This is a genomic window from Lentihominibacter sp., assembly GCF_046951855.1.
GTDB lineage: Bacteria > Bacillota > Clostridia > Peptostreptococcales > Anaerovoracaceae > Lentihominibacter > Lentihominibacter hominis.
On sequence record NZ_JBKTXS010000007.1, the window covers coordinates 47,057 to 65,404 of the forward strand.

Consider the following 18,348-nt stretch of genomic DNA (forward strand, 5'->3'; position numbering starts at 1 on the left):
TCCTATAAATCATCTCTGTTTACAGGACAACTCATACATCTTGGACCGCCTCTTCCTCTTGACAGCTCAGAGCTTGGAATAGTAAGAACCTTAACGCCTTTTTTATCAAGAAGATCGTTTGTAACATAATTTCTCTCATATGTTACAACAGTTCCCGGAGCAATGGCTAAGGTATTGGATCCATCGTTCCATTGTTCTCTCTGAGCCGCCTGAGCGTCGTTTCCGCCGCATCTTATGAGATCAACAGCCGGAAGCCCCAACTCTATTTTGAGAATATTTTCAAGTTCGTCCTGTATGCTGTTGAAACGAGCGTTGCCGTCCTTTCCGAGGGTTATCTCAAAAAGCTGAAGCGGTCCTTCTATCTCCGGATGAATAGTAAACTTGTCAAAATCCACCATAGTGAATACAGTGTCAAGATGCATGAACGCTCTGCACTTCGGAATATCAAATACAAGTATCTTCTGGAAAGTAGATTCATCCAATATATTCTTGGCAAACTGCTCTATTCCCGCAACTGTTGTTCTCTGAGACAAGCCTATTGCCACTATCTCGTCAGACAGCACCAGTACATCTCCACCTTCGATGGAATAAGCCTGATCGTAATCATACCAGAGATTAGTTCCATCCGGAGCAAAAGACTTGCTGTACTTAAACATATACTGAAGCAATAAAGCTTCCCGTCTTCTTGCCATGGTACTCATATGATGAATACTGACTCCGTTTCCCACACAGGCCCCCTGATCCCTTGTAAAGTAAAGATTCGGCATAGGATCTGTATAATACGGATATCCCGACGAAATATAGTCAGCAAGAGAATTGGATTTTACGTCAAGCTCACTTTTCTTTACTCCCGATATTACCTTTTCCACCATCTCTTTTACAGTCATTCCCATAAGATATTCTTCAAGAGCTTCTTTTACCGCTTCCGAGTGTATATCACTTTCACTTACGAATTTTCTAATAAATTCCTGTCTGACCTTCCTGTCTTTCAGCGCTTTCACAGTTTCATCCACATAATAGATCACTTCAACATCATTCGCTCTCAGAAGATCAGCAAATTTATCATGTTCCTGCTGAGCAACTTTGAGATAAGGGATATCATCAAACAACAGGCGCTCAAAATTATCAGGGACCAAACCTTCTATTTCATTCCCTATCCTGTGAAGAAGTACCTTATTTAATTTGCCTATTTCTGAATAATTGTTTATTCCGGGTTTCATTAAAATTTTCCTTTCGTCTGTTTATTATCTCCGAAAGCAGATAAGCTCCGCCTCCTTGAGTTTTTTACCTAACTTAAGTCCGGAAAAAGGCTTTATCCTATTGTTGCAACAATAACCGCTTTTATTGTATGCATTCTGTTTTCTGCTTCATCAAATACTTTGGAATGTCTGCTTCTGAATACTTCATCTGTTACTTCTCTTATATCGTAGCCCTTTTCTTTTTGTTCTCTGGCCATATCAGTTTCAAAATCATGAAAAGACGGAAGGCAATGGAGGAAAATAACATCGGGATTTTCCGTTTTATCAAGCATTTCCATAGTCACCTTATATGGAGTGAGCAGCTTTACTCTCTCAGGTATCTCCTCTTCTTCACCCATAGAAGCCCATATATCGGTATAGATAACATCTGCATCTTTCAGGCAGTTCTCTGAAGAAGATATCTCAATCACTGCACCTGTCTTTTCAGCAACTTTTTTAACTTCGGAGATTATCTTTTCATCCATCTGCTTTGCAAGTTCATCAGGACCGTAAGCTACAAAATGCATACCCATTTTAGCGCATCCGTACATCCATGCATAACTCATATTATTTCTCACATCCCCGCAGAATACCACTTTTACCTTATTGAGAGGCTTATCTATATGCTCCTCTATAGTAAGCATGTCCGCCAGTATCTGAGTAGGGTGATCAACATCTGTGAGACCATTCCATACAGGAACACCCGAATATTTAGCAAGATCCTCAACAACACTCTGCTCATATCCTCTGTATTCTATTCCGTCAAAAAACCTTCCCAGAACCTTTGCCGAGTCTTCAAGACTTTCTTTTTTACCCATCTGAGAACTTTTTGAATCCAGAAACGTAACACATGCACCTTCATCATGACAAGCCACTTCAAATGAACATCTTGTTCTGGTGGATGTCTTCTCAAAAAGAAGAACAATATTCTTGCCTTTTAAAACTTCATTTTTTATCCCAGCTCTTTTCTTTGCTTTAAGATCTCTTGACAAGTCCAACAGATACCTGATTTCCTCAGGTGTAAAATCCATAAGTGTTAAAAAACTTCTTCCTTTCAAATTAACAGCCATTTTTCATTCTCCTTTATTCTCAATCAAAATTTTTCGTCTGATATGCCACTATAATATCATATTATTAACCATCTAAGTAAAATTTATTATACTTTGGATATCAATCACACCACATCAGAAACTCATGCCTTTTTTCCATGAAACTGATAATAGCATGTTTCAAGCCTTCCATTATACAGCTTTCTGCGTCTGTCAGCTTTTCTCCCCATAACTTTTTCCTCAGCAGCCTTATCTGTAGTTATCATAAAAAGAGACCAATCAGGATTAATTTTAAAAAATTTGTTAAACGCCTGATAAACACTTTCTATCTGCTTCTGTTCGCCTATTCTTTCTCCATAAGGAGGATTTGTTACGATTATACCGTTTTTCCCTGCAGATCTCAGATTTGCCACATCGTTTTTTCCAAATACTATGCAGTCATCTACACCTGCCTCTTCAGCATTCTGTCTGGCTGCCAAAACAGCCTTTTTATCTATATCAAAGCCATATATTTGAAGTTTTATATCTGTCTTGATAGCACTAAAAGCTCGTTTTTTTTCTTCTTTCAATATAGTTTTATCTATTATTTCCCAATCTTCACATGCAAAAGATCTGTTGAGCCCCGGAGCAATATTCTTGCCTATCATAGCTGCTTCGATAGGTATAGTTCCCGATCCGCAGCATGGATCTATAAGAATCCTGCCGTCATTCCAAAAGGAAAGCTGTATAAGAGCTGCCGCCAGCGTCTCCTTTATAGGGGCAGCTACATCAGACTGCCTGTAGCCTCTTTTATGAAGTCCGATTCCGCTGGTATCAATGGTTACCGTTACCCGGTCTTTTAATAAAGTTGCTTTCACAGTATATTGAGCTCCGCTTTCCTCAAATACATCTACATCATAAAATTCTTTCAGTTTTTCTACGATTGCTTTTTTCACGATTTTCTGACATGCGGGTACGCTATGGAGTTTTGACTTGACTGACGAACCTGTCACTGTAAATTTTCCGTCCGCCGGTATAAACTGCTCCCATGCAAGCGCCTTAATCTGCTGAAAAAGCGATTCAAATTCATCTGCTTCAAATTCAGCAATTTTAAGCAGTACTCTGTCAGCGCTCCGAAGCCACAGATTAGACCGCACTATGGCCCTCTCATCCCCAAGATATGTTACTTTGCCATCCTCCGTTTTTATTACCTTATACCCCAAAGCTTCTACTTCTCTTCTTACTACCGCTTCTAATCCAAATGTTGCTGTCGCTATAAGTTCCAATCTCATATATAAGTTTCTCTCCTATTTAAACTGTTTCTGCTTATCACATCTATAAATTTAAGTGATTCACCGGTACCTCTGACAACACAGAAATCTGCATCATCCGCTACAACCGTTTTTATGCCTGTACGTTCTTCTATACGCCTGTCAAGGCCCCTTAAGTGAGCTCCTCCGCCTGTTATTACAATACCTCTTTCTCCTACATCGGCAGCCAGCTCAGGAGGAGTTTTTTCCAAGACTCCGTGAGTAGCCTCACATATGACATCCAAAGGTTCCTCTAATGCTTCGAGTATCTCTTCTGATCTTACCTCCACAGTTCTCGGAAGCCCGGTAACAAGATCACGGCCCTTACACAATGTTGTTAAAGATTCTTCCTGCGAAAAAGCCATTCCTATCTCACGCTTAAGTTTTTCTGCCATACGCTCTCCGATAAAAAGATTATATTTCTTGCGCATATATTTGATTATATAATCATCAAATTTATCTCCTGCTATTTTTACAGATGAACTTGTAACTATACCTCCCATGGAAATAACTGCTATATCAGTAGTTCCTCCTCCTATATCTATTATCATAATTCCTTCCGGCGCAGTAATATCTATGCCAGCCCCTATGGCAGCGGCTACAGGCTCCTCTATAAGGTATACCGCCCGTCCGCCTGCTTGAAGCGCAGCTTCTTTCACTGCCCTCTTTTCTACTTCAGTCACTCCGCTTGGCACACATACCACAAGTCTGGGTTTAAAAAATCTATTTCCTCCACACGTTTTTTTTATAAAATACTGCAGCATCTTCTCAGTAATATCATAATCGGAAATAACACCTTCTCTGAGAGGTCTTACAGCAGCAATATTGCCCGGAGTTCTTCCTATCATCCGCTTGGCCTCGCTTCCCACTGCAAGAATCTCTTTAGTATCTTTATTAACAGCCACTACAGACGGCTCTTCCAACACGATGCCTTTACCGTCTACATATATCAAAACATTTGCCGTTCCCAGATCTATTCCGACTTCTTCGTTAAATACCATATTAACACCCGTTCCTTTCATTTTATCAGTTATTGATTAGTTTTGCCATACAAATAAAATTTACACTAAAAATCTGTTCTTATATGTATATAACTAAAAACATCAGCTTGATGTGTGCAGCTTGCCACGCAAATACCTATTCTTTAACAAAAAATCTAAAGCAAGTATATTTTTAAAATTGAAACATATATTGTTTTGACTGCTAAAGTTAATAAATTATAGGGTGGTGAACTGTCAATACTATGAAAGATTATATCGAGGAGCGGGTGCTGGAGCTTGCCCATTATATCATTGAGACCGGCGCAACGGTGAGAAGCACAGCCGCCAAATTCAGGGTTTCGAAATCCACGGTACACAAAGATATTACCGAAAGGCTTCATGAAATAAATCCCGGGCTTGCCGCCGAAGTAAAGGAAGTCTTGGATAATAACAAAGCCGAACGTCACATCAGAGGCGGTCTTGCTACCAAAGAAAAATACTTACATATTCATCAGAGATAAAAACAGGAGGCTGCCTCAACATAAAATTTGAGACTGCCTCCTTGAAATATCAAACAACATTACATCTATTTTCGTCTTCCCGCCATCATATTATCCACAACAAACAAAAGGTAACTTATCCCCAAAAACATAAACAGCGTCACGACCATATTCATTCCCATCAAATTAAAATAAGGCACCGGCTGAATATATAATCCGATCTTGTTTACAGCAAACACTAAAAAGTTAAACAGTACGGGAATCAACGTCCATATAGCAGGGCTGTATGCAGTAAATTCTCCCTTTCTGCAAAACAGAATATAGTCAAATACAGCCATAACGGGAGATACGAAATAAAGCAGATATCCCGCAACAGACAAACCGTACGGCTGTGATACAGAAGCCCCGAAATACACAAAATAATACACTATGAAAATTACTATCATATATATTGTGACAGCACCCCGAAGAGCTCCCCGTTCATATCCGGGCCTTGCGATTATCAAATATGCAAAATATACAAGTGCCAGAGTATTAACTACAAAAGCGAAATCACTCAGTACAGTATTGAAGGCAAAACCAATGCTCATTAATTTCATTACAATGCCAGCCCCACACACTATTATAAAAATTACTCTGAAAATAACCGCAAGAGTATTGTTTCTGATATACATATTTTCTTATGTTTCCTCCTGTATTTATTCTATCTATTCTCGTACGCAGCTTTTATGAATTCTCTGAACAGAGGATGCGCTTTGTTCGGTCTGCTTTTGAATTCCGGATGATACTGTACGCCTACATAATAAGGATGCTTTGTTATCTCCACCGCCTCTACGAGCCGTCCGTCCGGTGATGTGCCGGATATTTTCATACCCGCCTCTTCAAAATCTTTTCTGTAATCATTGTTGAATTCATATCTATGTCTGTGCCTCTCAGATATATTTTTTGTTCCGTAAGCTTTCTCAATTATGCTGCCTTCGGCCGCCACACATGGATATGCACCCAGACGCATGGTGCCGCCTTTATGAATATCTGCCGACTGATCAGGCATAAAATCTATAACCTTATGAGAACAGCTTTCATTAAACTCACCGGAATCGGCATCTTTTATTCCCAGTATATTCCTCGCAAATTCTATTACGGCAATCTGCATACCCAGACATATACCAAAATACGGTATATAATTCTCACGCGCATATCTGGCTGCGTTTATCTTCCCCTCTATACCTCTGTCTCCAAATCCTCCCGGAACCAGTATCCCATCTATATCTTTGAAAATATCCTTCACAGAATTTTCTGTTACATCCTCTGCTTCAACCCATTTTATGTTTATATGGCATCCGTTTTCATAACCTCCGTGTTTAAGAGCTTCCGCCACAGAAAGATATGCATCATGAAGCTTGACATATTTGCCTACGACAGCTATTTTCACATACTCTGTTCTGGCTTTTATTCTTTCTATCATACTCTTCCATTCTGTCATTTCACATGGTCCTGCATTAATTCCCAGCTCTCTTAAAACGATCTGTGAAAACCCTGATTTCTCAAGCATAATAGGAGCTTCGTACAAAACAGGCAAAGTCATATTCTCTATTACACAATCAGGTTTAACATTACAGAACAAAGATATTTTTTCTCTGATGCTTTTATCTATAGGTTCATCTGACCTCATAACTATTATATCAGGAGAAATACCCATTGTCTGCAACTCTTTTACTGAATGCTGAGTAGGTTTGGACTTATGTTCGCCGGAACTTTTAAGATACGGAACCAGAGTAACATGAATAAAAAGGCAATTTTCCTTTCCTTGCTCCAAAGATATCTGCCTTATGGCTTCCAAAAATGGCTGGCTTTCTATATCACCCACAGTTCCGCCAATTTCTGTTATCATCACCTCGGCATCGCTTCTTTTTCCTGCACTATATATGAATTCTTTTATTTCGTTGGTTATATGGGGTATCACCTGAACAGTACTCCCAAGATACTGCCCCTCTCTTTCCTTATTCAAAACATTCCAGTATACTTTACCGGTAGTCAGATTAGAGTATTTATTAAGATTCTCATCTATGAATCTTTCATAATGGCCAAGATCAAGATCAGTCTCTGCTCCGTCCTCAGTAACGTATACTTCACCATGCTGATAAGGGCTCATTGTTCCGGGATCTACATTTATATACGGATCCAGCTTTTGAGCAGAAACACGGATTCCTCTATCCTTAAGCAGACGTCCCAGAGATGCCGCTGTTATTCCTTTTCCCAATCCTGAAACTACACCACCTGTAACAAAAATATATTTCTTCACATTCCCCACCTTCCTTTAATTCACATTAAAAATGCACAAAAAAGAAAAAAGATAAGGTTTCTGGCTTTTTCGGGTGAGAAGGATAATCCAGACCCCAAAACATTGCCGTCTTCCTTATTCTTATATATCTCTTTGTGCACAAAATTACTCTGATATTATACATCAGAGTATTCTTTCACGCAACTTTTTTTTAATCAGCCCTAATTACTGCAAAAAACCTGTTTCCCATCACATCATATCCGCAAACGCTTATTTTATCTCCCGCTGAAAATTCATCTGTCTCACAGCTTGTTTCACCGCGCTTCATAATCTTATCAGCTCTGTGAACCCTGCCATCATAATCAAAATCCACGCTCCAGAATTTCACCAGACTGAGGCTGTCTCCCTCCAAATATTTTTTTATAAGCTCGATAGCCTTCACATCAAGACATTCGCCTTTTTTATCATCCATGATTTTCACAGTATACTGTTCAAGCGCTATCCTGTTATCTTTAAATGACAGAATAATCTCTCCTCTGTTCTCACATATTTCAGGCTCAAATCTTTCAACATCAAAGCATTCACCCTGACGTCCCAGTCTTTCAATCTGACAGGATACCGAAAGTCTGCTTTCATCACACATTATCCATTTTCTTCCCAGCTTCCGGCACACAGCTCCCAATGTACCTGAGCCTGCAAAAAAATCAGCACACAAGTCTCCTTCATCGCTGCATGATTTTATTATGCGTTCCAGTAACTTCTCCGGTTTCTGAGTAGCATATCCACTCCTCTCTACAGACGTTCTTCCTACCATATCTATACTCCACACATCTTTCATATTGACCAAGGTGTACCAGCCCATATCATCGCAAAATTCTTCTATACCTTTGAATCTGTACGGCTTATACTCCCTGTTATATGACTTCTCTTTCTGAGTTTTAAAAAGATATTCCTTTCCCTTTGCATAAAAAAGAAGATTGTCATGTTTTCTTGCAAAACTTCGTTTATTGGCACCCCCGGATTTATATGTCCACACCACCTCATTGATAAAATTATCGGCGCCAAAAATCTCGTCCATTATTATCTTAACATAATGTACTACATGCCAGTCCAGATGAACCCACAAACACCCTCTGTCAGAGAGAAGTTCCCTCATCAAAAGAAACCTAACAGTCAACATCGTAAGGTACTCTCTAAGCCCCCGGCTCCAGCGGTCATCATAAGCACCTATCCTCAAAATATCAGCAGCGCCTATCCGCTCTGATATAATCCTGACAGATGCCTGATATTTCTCATTAGAAAAAAACGGCGGATCTACATATATCAACTGTAAGCTGCCGCTCATCCCCTGTCTTATCATATTTATCATCAGTGACAGATTATCTCCATGTATCACTTTTCCGATTCCGCCCCCATTATAAACTTCAGAAATATGATATTCTTCCTCATTTTCTGCCATGATAAGCTCAAACTGTCTGAGCCCTTCATTAAAAGCAGCCTTAACATCTTCAAACAGCGTCATCTGAGCAATACCTCCGTCAAATCTTCTCTCCCCGCTTTCTTTAACGCTTTCTTTACAAGACTATAGTTTTCCTTTTTATTGAAATGTAGCAGTGCTCTCTGCATTTTCTTCTCTTCTTCTGTTTTAGCTACATATATTTTTTCCATAGTAAAAGGATCTCTTTCTGTGTAATACATACAGGTTGCCAATGTTCCCGGAGTAGGATAAAAGTCCTGCACCTGATCCGGTATGAATCCTGTCTTTTTCATATATATAGCAAGCTCCACCGCATCCTTGAGACTGCTCCCCGGGTGAGATGATATAAAATAGGGTACCATATATTGTTTCATGCCCAAACTTTTATTAATAGCTTTATACTTGTCACTGAACTGTTCAAACACTTCTTTGGCAGGTTTTCTCATGTTCTTGAGGACACCTGGTGAAATATGCTCCGGAGCTACCTTCAGTATCCCGCTTACATGATGCCGGCATAACTCCTTAAGAAAACTCTGATCTTTATCTGCCAGAAGATAATCATATCTTATGCCCGAACGAATGAAAACCTTTTTTATGCCGTCCATCTCTCTTACTGTTTTCAGAATATCCATATATTCACTGTGATCTACCTCCAGCTGGCTACATGGCTCAGGATAAAGACAGTCCTTTTGCTGACACATACCGTGTCTTTCCTGTTTTCGGCATGAAGGCTTTCTAAAATTAGCTGTAGGTCCACCTATATCATGTATATACCCTTTAAAACCTTTCTGCTGTTTCAGCAGCCCAGCCTCCTTCACAACAGATTCTTTGCTTCTTGCTCTGACTTCACGCCCCTGATGATATGTTATCGCACAGAAAGCACACCCTCCAAAACATCCTCTGTTAGCTGTTATGCTGAACTTGACCTCTTCTATAGCAGGAACGCCTCCCTCTTTTTCATAAGAAGGGTGATAATCACGCATATAAGGCAAATCATAGAGCATGTCCAACTCCTCTTGTTCAAGAGGTTCCTGAGGGGGATTCTGGACTACATAATTGTTTTTATCGTACTTCTCAATAAGACGAATTCCGAGTACAGAGTCATTACTTCTGTACTGCTTTGCAAAGCTTCTGCAGTAGCTCTCTTTAGATAAGGCTATCTCAGAAAACTCAGGAAGAACTATATCACCTTCCTGTATGTCAGGAGACTTGCTTCTTACACACGTTCCCCTTATCCATCCTATCTCTGCGACAGGTATTCCTGCATCTAAAGCCTCAGCAATCTCCACAGCAGCTCTTTCACCCATGCCATATATCAGAATGTCTGCTCGCGAATCCATCAGTATGGACCTTCGAACCTTATCATCCCAATAATCATAATGCCCAAGTCTCCTAAGACTTGCTTCAAGACCCCCTATTATCACAGGAATATCTTTATACGCTTCTCTGGCTCTATTGCTGTATACTATAACAGCGCGGTCAGGTCGTTTTCCGGTTTTGCCTCCCGGAGAATACACATCCCTTTTTCTTCTGTGTTTGAATACAGAATAATGGTTCACCATGGAATCCACATTTCCGCTGTTTATAAGAAAACCGAGCCTTGGTTTTCCAAATCGTTTAAAATCCTCTGTACTCTTCCAGTCAGGCTGCGAAAGTATAGCCACCTTAAATCCGTGTGATTCCAAAATCCTGCTTATAATCGCCGTTCCAAAAGAAGGGTGATCTACATAAGCATCACCCGTTATCAGCACAAAATCAGCCTGCGCCCATCCTCTGTCTTCCATATCCTTTTTATTCACCGGCAAAAACATTCAATCACCCAAATCTGATAAAATAGCTGTTCAAAAAAATCAATAGCCTGCTTACTAAAGCAGGCTATATTATAACATACTATATCTTTGTAGTATATGATAACTTTATCCAGTAACCGTTGCTCTTTACTTTACCCCAACCTCCGTCTGTTTCAACTATAGTATGAGTACCCGGTTTTATATAACCTTTTCTGGTATAAAAAATTCCGGGACCTGTTCTCATATTGAGGTCTTTCGCCGTTACCTTTACATTATATTCACCATCTACGGGAACGGTATACGAAAGTTTGATCCAGTAGCCATTCTCCGCCAACTGTCCCCAGCCGTTTTTATTAGCTTTTATAGTGCACTGTGTCCCTATAAGAAGCAGACCTTTCATGCTGTACTCAGTCCCCGGACCCGTCCTCATTCTGAGCGCCAGCGTGTTTATCTCCACTTTATATGTACCGCTGGAAGAAGATGATCCGTTTCCGGAACTTTCAGAAGAAGATGAATTTATCTTTGAAGTATACTTAAGAGCTACCCAGTAACCCGTTTCCTTAACTTTTCCCCAATCGCCTGATGTCTTGATTATCGTATAATTTCCCGGGGTTATATATCCTTTGCTCTTATAGCTTGTACTCGGACCAAGTCTCATATTGAGATTTACCGCAGAGATTTTTACTCGATAATTAGCATCTGTTCCTGTATCAACAACGTTTTCAGAAGAAGTATTCACCTTGGTTACATAACTCATACAAACCCAATAGCCACTGTCAGCCAATTTAACCCAGTTTCCGCACTCCTGACTGGCTTTATAAGTCCCCTTCTTAACATAGCCTATACGGCTGTATTCAGTTCCAGGTCCCGTCCTCATATTAAGATCTTTGGCCGTTATTTTAACACTGTAATCTACATTTTTAACTTCCGAAGACGATGAAGAATCCGTATCTGTGATATAGATGTAACCTTTAAGAGAATTGCTCCATGGAGAACCATAATGAAAGACCAGCTGATCGGCAGTCGTAGGCTTAGATGCCGACAAAGTCCAGCTTGATTCCGATACATAAGGTTTACCATTAACAACTTTTTCAACTATGGCTACATGAGAATCATAACAGGCTATAGCGCCCACTTTAGGCGTGCTGCCATATGGATAATAATTTCCCTGTTTATTTATGTCCCACCACCTGGATGCATCCCACCTGAAGTTTGTATTGAGATTTTTTCCCAATATCTCACTGGCTCTGCCATAGGCATACCAAGTACAGTTACCGGTGACATACTTTCCGTCAGACCTTTTAACCTGATTAGGACCGTATCCTGAACTGTAAAATATATTATTATTCGTATAATAATAAGTCTTTCCCGCTGCAGAACTATATGACGGAACGGTTGTCCTTGCACTGAACGCCGCATTGCTTTCTGTCGTTGTCAGCGGCATTACGATAGAAACGGCAATTATGAATGATATTATCAGTGAAAATAATTTCTTCATCTGTGATCCTTTCTCAAGCGTTCGATTTCCCTTTTCAATCCTTCAATATAACCTACCGGATATACACAAACAGGAACGATCCTTATCTCACCGTCCTTTTCATATATTTCCAGACTATCCCCTTCCTTTAAATTGAGCTTTGTTACAATTCCTTTGGGAATGGTTATCTGAGACTTTCTTCTCAATTCAGTTATCATTTTCATTGGTAGGAAATTCCCACTTTCTTAATTTCTTACTGAAATGAATTGTACCATCTTTTTACATAAAAAAACAAGAAAAAATGTCATAAAAAGAAAAAAATCGGTGATGATATTTATTCATATCATCACCGATTTTTAAACAATATCTATATGTTGTATGTTATCCAAGAAACTGCTCTACGGCATCTTTCACGTTATTACCGTCAGCAACCCCTTTTACCTTAGGCATCGTAGCTCCCATAAGTTTACCCATGAAGGCTTTTCCGCTGCCTTTTTCTACGCCTAATGTGGCTGCCGTATCCGCTACAATATCCAGTATTTCATCCGGCGTAAGCTGTTTAGGCATATACTCTGTAAGAACTTCGATTTCTGCGTTATAAGCTTCCACAAGATCCGTTCTTCCGGCCGATTCAAAATCAGCGAGGGCATCTTTTCTCATCTTAACCTGCTTGGCTAAGATGGACGCAATCCCTGCATCGTCGATTTCTTCCCTATTGTCTACTTCAAACTGCTTAATAGCAGCTCTCACAAAGCTTATGGTATCTTTTCGTACCGTCTGCTTATTTTTCATCGCTTCCTTAAAGTCAGCGTTCAATCTTTCTTTCAAGGTCAATTAAAACACCTCTAATCTGCAATTTGTCTAAAACTAATACTTTTTAGCCTTTTTTCTCGCAGCTTCAGACTTCTTCTTTCTCTTTACGCTAGGTTTCTCGTAATGTTCTCTCTTTCTGAGTTCGGACATAACTCCGTCTCTTGCGCAAGACCTCTTAAATCTCTTTAAAGCGCTTTCCAAGCTTTCGTTTTCTCTTACTATCACCTGTGCCATTTCCCGTTTCACCTCCTGACTTTACAGAAATCTTTGTAAACCTAAGAACGGCTTGCCTATAACGTTGCTATTATACTATTTTATACGGATTTATGCAAGATTTTTTTGTATAAGCCGATTATTTTGTTCCCAAACTGCATCGGGCCTTTATACTTTGAAAAACATTGCCGGTCCTGCTTTTAAGTATATACTTACAAATCAACTTTATTAAAACTTTTCAGTTGCCCCACTATTGTCTTGACACAGTTAAAGACATTTGTCTTGTTAAAACTCTTAAAACATGTTATACTCAAGACAATTTGACATGCAGATTATTAACGCGTCTGTCATCATCAGACGCCGACAAAGGAGTTAATGTTATGAATGAAAAGATCCATAGGATACAGGATTTGAAGAAAGAAAAAAACGCAGTAATAATGGCACACTATTACGTAAACGATGAGGTTCAAGATCTGGCTGATTTTGTCGGAGATTCATATTATCTGAGTGAAACAGCCTCTAAGGTTGACGCAGACATAATCTTACTCTGCGGAGTCTCTTTCATGGGAGAAAGCGCAAAAATACTCAACCCCCATAAAAAGGTACTGATACCCGACATAACTGCCGACTGCCCTATGGCTCATATGGCCGATACAGACAAGATCAAAGCTGTGCGTGAAAAATATGATGACGTAGCCGTAGTTTGCTATGTTAATTCTACAGCAGAACTTAAGGCAAACAGTGACGTTTGTGTTACCTCTTCAAATGCTCTGAAAATAGTGAAAGCTCTGTCTAACAAAAATATATATTTCATACCTGATCAAAATCTTGCCCATTTTATCGCAGACAGAATTCCCGAAAAAAATTTTATATTCAACGACGGTTTCTGCTACGTACATCACGAAATAACAGCTGATGACATTATGGCGGTAAAGAAAAAACATCCTAATGCTCCTGTTCTGGTACATCCGGAATCGAAGCCTGAGGTAGTTGCTCTTGCAGATTACACCGGAAGTACATCGGGAATAATAAATTATGCCACAGAAAACGATAGTAAAGAATACATAATCATTACTGAATCGGGCGTTTTATATGAACTGAAAAAGAAAAATCCCAACAAGACATTCTTTACTGTCAAAACTCCTCAAGTCTGTTCCAATATGAAAAAAATCAACATAGATAATATTATCGAAGCACTCGAAAAAGAATCTCCGGAAATAAATATGGACGAGACTCTTATTAAAAACTCATACGCACCTATGAAAAAAATGCTTGAATTATCAAGATAATCTAAAAATCATATCTTACCAATTATTTTAAATTTTAAAATTTTTTGGGATATAAAAAATCATGTCCCTTTAAACAATTTATAAGAAAGAAGGATTGACTCATCATGAAAAACAAATATGATGTGATCATTGTAGGTACAGGAGTTGCCGGTTGTTTTACGGCATTGCATCTCCCTTCAGATATGGATATTTTAATGATCACAAAAGGCGGTCTGGAAGAAAGCGACTCTTTTCTGGCACAAGGCGGTATCTGTGTATTAAAAGGCGATGATGATTACGATAGTTTTTTCGAAGATACAATGAAAGCCGGACATTATGAAAACAGCGTAGAATCTGTAGACTTTATGATCAGAGAATCTCAAACAGTAATAAATGAACTTATTGAATATGGCGTAGAATTCGAAAAAAACTCTGGCAAGCTTGCTTTTACACGTGAAGGAGCCCACTCTACCAACAGAATATTATATCACGATGATATTACAGGTGAAGAAATCACCAGTAAGCTTTTATCACACGTAAAAGAAAAAAAGAACATAACCATCATGACTCATACAACCATGCTGGATGTATTATGCAAAAACCAGAGCTGTGACGGAATTCTTATGACCGATCCGTCAGGCAGTATAATTCCCGTGTTTGCAGAGAATGTGATGTGGGCATGCGGAGGGATCGGAGGCATATATAACAACTCCACAAACTTTTCTCATCTTACAGGAGATGCCCTTGCTATATCTCTAAAACGAAATATCAAACTGAAAAATATCAGCTATATACAAATACATCCTACCACTCTTTTTTCAAAAGCTGACGACAGAAGATTTCTGATATCGGAATCTGTACGCGGCGAAGGAGCACATTTATACGATAAAAACGGAAACCGTTTTGTCAATGAACTCCTTCCGCGTGACGTAGTTTCCAATGCGATTTTCCAACAGATGAAAAAAGATGGTACAGAACACGTATGGCTATCTTTCCTGCCTATAAAAAATATAAATATAAAAGACAGGTTTCCGAATATATACAGAAAATGTCTGGAACATGGCTATAATATAACAAAAGATTTGATACCTGTAGTACCCGCTCAGCATTACTTTATGGGCGGAGTTGATGTCGATCTGAACAGTCGCACCTCTATGAATCATCTGTATGCATCAGGAGAAACATGCTGTAACGGAGTCCATGGAGCCAACAGGCTTGCAAGCAACTCACTTCTGGAAAGTCTTGTTTTCGCAAAAAGTGCAGCCATGCATATAAGCAGCAGCCCCTCCTTAGGATCACAGAGATTCAGCAAAAATATCGGAATGCCTCTGGAATCACTGTCAGAAATATATAATCTTACATTGACAGAATATGAAGACACGCAAAAATATACTGAAAACAACAAAAAACAGATACTTGAAGCTATCCGAAAAGATAAGAAGGAGTCGGCATAATGGACAATATTACAATGAAAAACAATGCAGATCATTTAATTTTAATGGCACTGCATGAGGATATATCTTCAGAAGATGTATCCACAAATTCTGTAGTCAGAAAAAAAACTTACGGTTCTGCTCAGCTTTTATGCAAAGAGGACGGAATCATTGCAGGCCTTGATGTATTCAAACGTGTTTTCGAACTTCTTGATGATGACATACGCATGGAAACTTCAGTTTCCGACGGTGATATGATAAAAAACGGACAGCTTATAGCTACCATTATCGGCGATGTAAAAGCCATATTGTCAGGTGAACGAACAGCTCTCAATTTTTTACAGAGAATGAGCGGCATCGCCACATATACAAAAAATATGTCCGATATCCTCAAGAACAGCAAAACAAAACTTCTCGATACCCGAAAGACTACGCCTAATATGAGAATATTCGAAAAATACGCTGTAAGAACAGGCGGCGGATATAACCACAGATATAACCTTTCAGATGGTGTTATGCTTAAAGATAATCACATAAATGCAGCCGGAGGCGTTGCTAATGCAATAAAAATGGCGAAGGAATATGCCCCTTTTATAAGAAAAATAGAAGTGGAAGTGGAGAACCTAAAAATGCTGCAGGAAGCCCTTGAAGCAGGAGCGGATATAATTATGCTGGACAACATGTCTGAGGAAGATATGAAAACAGCTGTTGAAATGGTTAAAGGCAAAGCGGAAACAGAATGTTCGGGAAACGTTACGGCAGAAAACCTGAAAAAGCTTGTAGATATAGGTGTCGACTACATATCAAGCGGAGCTCTTACCCACTCTGCTCCTATCCTTGATCTTTCCCTTAAAAACCTTAAATTGCTTTGATCCTGAACTCAAAAAGAGATACGATATCTGCTAAAACTTTCGTATCTCTTCTTTATTATGTTTCTTTTTATATTTAAAAAGAAACATACTCAAAATGAAAATCACCGCCAAAGAGACAGCAAACACAAAAACTATCCTTACAGCCATATCAGCAAAAAATCCTTCCGGAAATAATCTTATCATATAATCTTCAGCAGGATCAAACAGCCACAGATCATTATTAAAAAATATCCGGTGAAAAATCTCAAACACCTTATTGAAATCTATAAATGATACAACCGCTATTACAGCAGAAAATAACACCGTTACAGATAATACTGCCTGATAAGACCTCGCAAAAATTCTTATTATATTTGCCTTCGTGATAAAGAGAAAAATAAGGCAGACTGCCATTACTATACATGATCCCATCCTTATCCGTATTCCTGCAGCAAACAAAACTCTTACTTCCTCCATATGAAATCTATCCTGCTGGTTGAAAAATTCCTGCTCTTTTCCCTCTATATCTGTTACAACTGATAATACATCCGTATCACCCCTCAGGTATGTCATTACCTCCTCTGTAACATACATGACATCATCCATTGTCATATCAAGCTCCGACAGCACATCGTATTTCCTGTATCCCTCTTCATATACGCTGAAATCAGAATATAAAACAATATCTATGCTTATAAATAATAACATAACAATCAATGAAAACGCAAAAATTACTCCTGCCGTCCAATGCGCAAATCTCATTTATTAAGAATCATCCTTTCAATCAGCAATTTCATCATAGACAGTGATCATATTCTGCATTATGTGCCTTATTATCATTGATCTGCTGACAACGCCGACTAACGTTCCGTTGCTGACAACAGGAACCTTTTTTATCTTCTGCACTGAAAGCGCCTGCGCCGCTTCATCGACACTGTCTTCTGAATCCATGCAGACAACATCCTTTGTAGCAATCTCTGCAGCCTTCATTTCCATGAGATCCTGAACCTTGTCCTCAAAAGAAGTATTATCAATAACAGTAACAGATATATCACAATAATCAAAAATAATCGGTTTATGTTTCGACACATATTTCATTATATCGCCGTCACTTATAAAACCGACTACTTTCAAATCGCCATCAACAAGAGGAACTCCTCCGATCCCCTTTTCATACAGATACTCCATGACCTCTTTTACATTAACATTTTCGTGGCATGTATAAACGTTTTCTTCCATGATATCTTTTACTTTGATCATAGCCTTCCTCCCCGCCCACACGGCAGCAGTCAACTGTATTGCGTCTACCCCTGTATGTATATTGATATTTATTTTATCTTCCTATCAGCCCGGAGGCCATGTCATCTTTCTCTTTCCCAAAAGATGAAAGTGTATATGTTTGACTGTCTGAAACCCATCTTCTCCGCAGTTGTTTACCAGTCTGTACCCGTTTTCCAGACCCAGTGTCTTCGCAATATCTTTCACTTTAGTCATTATATGTCCCAAAAGCTCTTTATCTTCTTCACCAACATCATCAAGCGAAGCTATATGTTTCTTGGGTATGATTAGTACATGAACCGGTGCCTGAGGGTCCAAATCATGAAAACATAAAATCTTATCATCTTCATATACCTTGTTTGAAGGTATCTCTCCCTTAGATATCCTGCAAAATATACAATCGTTCATATC

At 39.1% G+C, this 18,348-nt stretch carries 19 protein-coding genes; 4 read left to right on the forward strand and 15 right to left on the reverse strand.

Translation table 11 applies throughout. The annotated features are described in order from the left end of the window. Nucleotides 1-2: 2 nt before the first annotated feature. From arcA to ACLR96_RS03265, 4 genes are all read right to left on the reverse strand, one after another. On the reverse strand, nt 3-1,220 hold the full coding sequence (arcA, locus tag ACLR96_RS03250) for an arginine deiminase (protein WP_177267775.1): 1,218 nt from the start codon (nt 1,218-1,220) through the stop codon (nt 3-5). Nucleotides 1,221-1,312: 92 nt separating this feature from the next. Next, entirely contained in the window at nt 1,313-2,308 is a 996-nt protein-coding gene (gene argF, locus ACLR96_RS03255; RefSeq protein ID WP_177267774.1) for an ornithine carbamoyltransferase, read from the reverse strand. A 122-nt stretch (nt 2,309-2,430) separates the two neighbouring features. Next, nucleotides 2,431-3,558, reverse strand: coding sequence for a THUMP domain-containing class I SAM-dependent RNA methyltransferase (locus ACLR96_RS03260; protein ID WP_177267773.1), 1,128 nt, complete (start codon nt 3,556-3,558; stop codon nt 2,431-2,433). Beyond that, the gene (locus tag ACLR96_RS03265) at nt 3,555-4,577 is read right to left on the reverse strand and encodes a rod shape-determining protein (protein WP_177267772.1); all 1,023 of its coding nucleotides are present in this window, start codon (nt 4,575-4,577) and stop codon (nt 3,555-3,557) included. The genes ACLR96_RS03260 and ACLR96_RS03265 overlap by 4 nt, the downstream gene beginning before the upstream one ends. Before the next feature lie 242 nt (nt 4,578-4,819). On the opposite strand from ACLR96_RS03265, the gene spoIIID reads away from it, so the two are divergent. Next, a complete protein-coding gene (spoIIID, locus tag ACLR96_RS03270) occupies nt 4,820-5,077 on the forward strand; it encodes a sporulation transcriptional regulator SpoIIID (protein WP_177267771.1) in 258 nt (85 codons plus the stop codon). Nucleotides 5,078-5,142: 65 nt separating this feature from the next. Here spoIIID and ACLR96_RS03275 read toward each other — a convergent pair whose 3' ends face one another. From ACLR96_RS03275 to rpsU, 8 genes are all read right to left on the reverse strand, one after another. Beyond that, on the reverse strand, nt 5,143-5,730 hold the full coding sequence (locus ACLR96_RS03275) for a Pr6Pr family membrane protein (protein WP_412265135.1): 588 nt from the start codon (nt 5,728-5,730) through the stop codon (nt 5,143-5,145). 29 nt (nt 5,731-5,759) lie between these two features. After that, nucleotides 5,760-7,358 (reverse strand): CTP synthase, encoded by a 1,599-nt coding sequence (locus tag ACLR96_RS03280; RefSeq protein ID WP_177270171.1) that lies wholly within the window; start codon nt 7,356-7,358, stop codon nt 5,760-5,762. 190 nt (nt 7,359-7,548) lie between these two features. After that, nucleotides 7,549-8,859 carry a DNA methyltransferase gene (locus ACLR96_RS03285; RefSeq protein ID WP_177270169.1) on the reverse strand — a complete coding sequence of 437 codons (1,311 nt, stop codon included), beginning with the start codon at nt 8,857-8,859 and terminating at the stop codon, nt 7,549-7,551. Beyond that, nucleotides 8,856-10,625, reverse strand: a complete 1,770-nt coding sequence (locus ACLR96_RS03290) for a YgiQ family radical SAM protein (RefSeq protein WP_177270167.1) — start codon at nt 10,623-10,625, stop codon at nt 8,856-8,858. Before ACLR96_RS03290 ends, ACLR96_RS03285 begins: the two co-directional genes overlap by 4 nt. A gap of 79 nt (nt 10,626-10,704) precedes the next feature. Beyond that, nucleotides 10,705-12,102 carry a CHAP domain-containing protein gene (locus tag ACLR96_RS03295; RefSeq protein ID WP_177270165.1) on the reverse strand — a complete coding sequence of 466 codons (1,398 nt, stop codon included), beginning with the start codon at nt 12,100-12,102 and terminating at the stop codon, nt 10,705-10,707. Continuing rightward, nucleotides 12,099-12,305 carry an AbrB/MazE/SpoVT family DNA-binding domain-containing protein gene (locus ACLR96_RS03300; RefSeq protein ID WP_243206965.1) on the reverse strand — a complete coding sequence of 69 codons (207 nt, stop codon included), beginning with the start codon at nt 12,303-12,305 and terminating at the stop codon, nt 12,099-12,101. Before ACLR96_RS03300 ends, ACLR96_RS03295 begins: the two co-directional genes overlap by 4 nt. 157 nt (nt 12,306-12,462) lie before the next feature. Beyond that, nucleotides 12,463-12,915, reverse strand: coding sequence for a GatB/YqeY domain-containing protein (locus ACLR96_RS03305; protein ID WP_177270163.1), 453 nt, complete (start codon nt 12,913-12,915; stop codon nt 12,463-12,465). Between the two features lie 33 nt (nt 12,916-12,948). Then, nucleotides 12,949-13,128, reverse strand: coding sequence for a 30S ribosomal protein S21 (rpsU, locus tag ACLR96_RS03310; RefSeq protein WP_022146591.1), 180 nt, complete (start codon nt 13,126-13,128; stop codon nt 12,949-12,951). A gap of 359 nt (nt 13,129-13,487) precedes the next feature. Between rpsU and nadA the strand changes: the two genes are divergently transcribed. From nadA to nadC, 3 genes are all read left to right on the forward strand, one after another. After that, on the forward strand, nt 13,488-14,396 hold the full coding sequence (gene nadA, locus ACLR96_RS03315) for a quinolinate synthase NadA (RefSeq protein WP_177270161.1): 909 nt from the start codon (nt 13,488-13,490) through the stop codon (nt 14,394-14,396). 104 nt (nt 14,397-14,500) lie between these two features. Beyond that, nucleotides 14,501-15,829 (forward strand): L-aspartate oxidase, encoded by a 1,329-nt coding sequence (locus ACLR96_RS03320; RefSeq protein ID WP_177270159.1) that lies wholly within the window; start codon nt 14,501-14,503, stop codon nt 15,827-15,829. Continuing rightward, nucleotides 15,829-16,680 carry a carboxylating nicotinate-nucleotide diphosphorylase gene (gene nadC, locus ACLR96_RS03325; protein WP_177270157.1) on the forward strand — a complete coding sequence of 284 codons (852 nt, stop codon included), beginning with the start codon at nt 15,829-15,831 and terminating at the stop codon, nt 16,678-16,680. The genes ACLR96_RS03320 and nadC overlap by 1 nt, the downstream gene beginning before the upstream one ends. 30 nt (nt 16,681-16,710) lie before the next feature. Here the strand turns inward: nadC and ACLR96_RS03330 are convergent, their stop codons facing one another. From ACLR96_RS03330 to ACLR96_RS03340, 3 genes are all read right to left on the reverse strand, one after another. After that, complete coding sequence (locus ACLR96_RS03330) at nt 16,711-17,421, reverse strand: TIGR01906 family membrane protein (RefSeq protein WP_177270155.1); 711 nt, start codon at nt 17,419-17,421, stop codon at nt 16,711-16,713. Nucleotides 17,422-17,439: 18 nt separating this feature from the next. After that, complete coding sequence (locus ACLR96_RS03335) at nt 17,440-17,919, reverse strand: CBS domain-containing protein (protein ID WP_177270153.1); 480 nt, start codon at nt 17,917-17,919, stop codon at nt 17,440-17,442. An 84-nt stretch (nt 17,920-18,003) separates the two neighbouring features. Further along, nucleotides 18,004-18,345 (reverse strand): histidine triad nucleotide-binding protein, encoded by a 342-nt coding sequence (locus tag ACLR96_RS03340; RefSeq protein WP_177270151.1) that lies wholly within the window; start codon nt 18,343-18,345, stop codon nt 18,004-18,006. Nucleotides 18,346-18,348 lie beyond the last annotated feature (3 nt).